The organism is Holdemanella porci, from assembly GCF_019052655.1.
Taxonomy (GTDB): domain Bacteria; phylum Bacillota_I; class Bacilli_A; order Erysipelotrichales; family Erysipelotrichaceae; genus Holdemanella; species Holdemanella hominis.
The window spans coordinates 1-3,939 of the sequence record NZ_JAHQVB010000103.1 but is presented as its reverse complement, the minus strand read 5'-3'; the positions used below and the strand labels follow the sequence as shown (position 1 = coordinate 3,939).

General features: G+C 33.2%; 4 protein-coding genes and 1 pseudogene. 1 reads left to right on the top strand and 4 read right to left on the bottom strand.

The features are described 5' to 3' along the window. Positions 1 to 171: 171 nt before the first annotated feature. The 4 genes from KTQ83_RS11370 to KTQ83_RS11355 are packed head-to-tail and all read right to left on the bottom strand — an operon-like array spanning position 172 to position 2,236. Positions 172 to 936, bottom strand: coding sequence for a PTS system mannose/fructose/sorbose family transporter subunit IID (locus tag KTQ83_RS11370; protein WP_217256872.1), 765 nt, complete (start codon positions 934 to 936; stop codon positions 172 to 174). Positions 937 to 945: 9 nt separating this feature from the next. After that, positions 946 to 1,722 carry a PTS sugar transporter subunit IIC gene (locus tag KTQ83_RS11365; RefSeq protein ID WP_217256871.1) on the bottom strand — a complete coding sequence of 259 codons (777 nt, stop codon included), beginning with the start codon at positions 1,720 to 1,722 and terminating at the stop codon, positions 946 to 948. A gap of 9 nt (positions 1,723 to 1,731) precedes the next feature. Beyond that, positions 1,732 to 2,010, bottom strand: coding sequence for a hypothetical protein (locus KTQ83_RS11360; protein ID WP_186999786.1), 279 nt, complete (start codon positions 2,008 to 2,010; stop codon positions 1,732 to 1,734). Between the two features lie 49 nt (positions 2,011 to 2,059). Beyond that, positions 2,060 to 2,236, bottom strand: a complete 177-nt coding sequence (locus tag KTQ83_RS11355; protein WP_186999787.1) for a hypothetical protein — start codon at positions 2,234 to 2,236, stop codon at positions 2,060 to 2,062. A gap of 638 nt (positions 2,237 to 2,874) precedes the next feature. On the opposite strand from KTQ83_RS11355, the pseudogene KTQ83_RS11345 reads away from it, so the two are divergent. Beyond that, positions 2,875 to 3,567: pseudogene (locus KTQ83_RS11345) on the top strand (GGDEF domain-containing protein). Positions 3,568 to 3,939: the final 372 nt, after the last annotated feature.

Genomic DNA, 3,939 nt, shown 5'->3' with positions numbered 1-3,939 from the left:
AAATAAAATAATGTGTCACCACATTCGTATCCAACCATATATCTGCAACTTTATTCATATCTGCTTTTTGTAATTCTCTAATCATTTAAATGACCCTTTTACAAATTGCGATTTATATTTTTCTTCTTAAATAATACTATTGTACGAAGTAAACAAATCATATTTTTAGACTTAAATGACTAAGATACCCGCCCACTCTAAAATCACACAAAGAACAAACAAAATGACAATCAATAATACAGGTGAAAAGCCTTTTTTTAGTATCTTTGTACAACCAAAGAATACACATAAAGAAAGAACTCCAGGCAATACCATATCTAAATCGGATTGAATGTTTACTACATGAATTTGCACAAACCTCTGAACTAGTATACCAATCACAAACATTCCAAGCATACTTGCAGCGAGTGTTACATTCTTTAAGAATGTATCCGATAAGTCCGTAATCAACTTAGTACCTTTCTTATAACCAAGCTCTTGTGTGATCCAAAGAAAGCCAAAGCGAAGTACGTTCCATGCCGCAAAGAAGAAAATAGGTCCTAGTATATTTTGTGATAAAGCTAATGATGCGCCAACAGCCGCAAGAATTGGACGCATTGTAAACCAGAATACTGGATCTCCTACACCTGCCAAAGGACCCATTAAGCCAATCTTTACATCTTGAATGGAAGTATCTGAAATATCAGCACCTTTTGCCTTTTCTTCTTCCATAGCCAAGACAATACCAACAATTGGTGCAGAAACATATGGATGTGTATTATAGAATTTTAAATGACGATCTACAGCCAAATCATAATCTTCTTTATTGGGATATAATTCTTTTAACGCCGGAAGCAAGCCATAGCACCAGCCACCATTTTGCATACGCTCAAAGTTCCATGAACCTTGTAAATATTGATGGTTTAAACAAACCTTTAATCTTGTACTCTTCTTCATATAAACCACCTACTCATAATCATTTAAGATGTCCCCTAATGGATCATCACTTGTTTTACTTGATTGTTCCTTGGCATTCAACAACATATATAGCCAAACTAAACCACCACCAATAAAGCATAACGATAGTAAAGACAAGCTTGTCATGCATGCCAAACCAAATCCAATCATAAAGAATGGATATGTAAATTTAGAGCCTAATACATTCGCTACAATCGCAAAGCCAACCACACAAACGACACCAGAACCAATCAATAATCCTTTATAAATTGAAACAGGAATCATTTCCAAGATTGAACAAATCACAGATGAAGGGATCAATAATAATACAACCGTCGGAATCAAAACACGAATTCCTTGCACACAAATGCCAATCCATTGATAATAAGAAACTTTCTTTGTTTCATCCATTTTATGTACAAGTTGGATTGCTAAATTACGACATACCTTTGTCAAAGATAACCCCACTAAAGATAATGGAATCGCTAGGGCAATACTAAACGCAATCACATATCTAGCTTCAATTGCACTTTCAAGGCCATGAATCATCAATATAGATGAAATTACACTCGCTAAACATACATCGGGTGCAACTGCCGCACCAATATTGGCCCACCCTAAGGCAATCAATTGTAAAGATCCACCTAATAATAATCCTTCTGCTAAATGGTTTGTCACTAAACCAATTAAAGTACAGGCAACAATGGGTTGATGAAATTCAAACTCATCCAAGATGCCTTCAATGCCTGCGACAAATGCCACAAGTAAAACTAAAATAGTCTGCATACCTCTTCCTCATTTCTTTTTGATTTTCTTAAAATCCTTTGAATTTAAAAAATAATACAAGATAAATGCCCATACAAGAAGGAGTACCGCGCCTAATGATATAAACGTCTTATAATAGGGATACCCAAAAACAGCTCCTACGCTTAAAATCAAGCCAACAAAAACATAGGATACAAATTCCTGGATTACATCATAGATTTCTTGAAAACTGTATTGATTATGTGTAACTTCGTTTTCCTGTAGTCCATCATATATACCATGTGCAATATCTTTTAAAAATCTTTTCATATGTATAATATACCACAAGAAAAGGCTTTCCCATCAGGAAAAGCCAAGGTTATTTATTATTCATCATTTTAAGTGCAATTCTAAGAATACAAATGCCCATTACCACAATCACAATTGAATTCAATAACCAAGTGTTGATTGTATTCGGTAGTTTATAAATAAAAACGGTACATGCGCAAAGTAGTAAAATAAAGCATTCTATAACGGAATTTTTAATCATAGTCATATCTGTACCTCCCTTACATTTTTAGTATAAAACGCCTTAAATAAAGTACAATATGACTACATACGATTGAACAGACATTTATCCAACACTTAATTCATCCTTAATCTATGTTAATTTTAATTTACATATGAACCAATTTCTTGTTTGCAGGTTCTTATAAAGAGGATTATTGTAAAAGTATCTAACCATAAATAAACGGAGTTGATTATGATCAACATACCCAAGATACTGGTGGCAAACGGGTCTGGGGCATTTTTAGTACTCTTCTTATTGTTATATCGAATTCCTATTGTACAAACAAATCAGTTTGATGAAAAAATATATAACTTTATGCTTATAGTTACCTTCATTGCCACGGTCAATGAAACGCTTAGTTTTATCATTGATGCCCAGGTTTTATCTTTCATATTTTACAATATATCTCAAATACAATTTCTTCAGCTAGCTCAGGCATCATTGGATATTATTGGTGTTTATTCGTAGAATATCATATTCATAGAAATTTTGCGCGCATCAAGAAGAAATCAAGAATCTTAGCCATTCCATTAATCATTGCCACAATCTTGATCTTTATCAATTTATTGGGAACGGGTATCATCTTTGATATTTCAAAGGAAAATGTATATACTCGTGGTCCCATGAATTTTATTTTATATATTTTCGTCTTCGTGTATTATATTGAAAGTATATATACTGTTCAAAAAGCTAAAGCCGATTCCATTTTAGTAGAATTCTTTCCCATTTACTACTTTATCATTCCTTGTATGATTGGTACCATGATTCAAGGTTTCTTTTTCAGAATTTCTATGGTCTGGCTTTGTGTCGCAATCGCATTTATCTTAGTTTACATTGAAATTCAAATATCTATATCCTTTATTGATGATTTATCCGGACTTTACAATCGAAAATACATGAATCATTATTTAAACAAACTTCAAAACAATAAAACGAAACATGTATATGGATTCATGATGGATATCAATGACTTTAAAGCCATCAATGATACATACGGACATTAAAAAGGTGATTATGCCCTCATACATTTTGGTAAAATTCTACGTCATTCGATTGATAAAGATTCAGTTGCCATTCGTATGGGTGGAGATGAATTCGTGATCTTTGCGAAACTCAAATCGGATGAAGAAGCCTTGGCTTTAAAGAAACAAATCGAATACAATGTTCGACAATTTAATATAAAATCAAAAGAACCATTCCATTTCTCTTTCTCGCTTGGAATAGCTAAATTTAACGGTAAAAATACCGATGCATTCTTATCAGCCATGGACGATTCTATGTATGAAACTAAGAATATGCATCGTTTAATGCAGTAATCAAGGCGAGTTCATCGCCTTTTTTATTTTGCACAAGAAAGACTTTTCCTACGAAAAAGTCACACGCCTAAATGACGTGCCAGGTTCGTTTCCAGTCGTCCGGTAACATTTCAATATCTACTCCATCTTTCTGAATCATTCGGTATCCCGATACATTCAGTCTTTATCGATGGAGTTTTTATTGTATGCTTTGTTTATAAATTCTTCAGAATTTCATCCATGATCTATGTATCTATCATCCAGTAAGATATCATAAACTTCTGGTTCTGATTATTTATCTTATTTAATCCACAAATCCCATGCCTCTTCGATTGATGACATAGGCTGCACAATAATGTACACTCAATCCTTTGATCTTTGTATACTTTTCTT

What these genes read in the sequence shown, in the direction of transcription:
- KTQ83_RS11370 (WP_217256872.1), bottom strand. Translation starts at nt 936, where the DNA reads ATGAAGAAGAGTACAAGATTAAAGGTTTGTTTAAACCATCAATATTTA.
- KTQ83_RS11365 (WP_217256871.1), bottom strand. Translation starts at nt 1,722, where the DNA reads ATGCAGACTATTTTAGTTTTACTTGTGGCATTTGTCGCAGGCATTGAA.
- KTQ83_RS11360 (WP_186999786.1), bottom strand. Translation starts at nt 2,010, where the DNA reads ATGAAAAGATTTTTAAAAGATATTGCACATGGTATATATGATGGACTA.
- KTQ83_RS11355 (WP_186999787.1), bottom strand. Translation starts at nt 2,236, where the DNA reads ATGACTATGATTAAAAATTCCGTTATAGAATGCTTTATTTTACTACTT.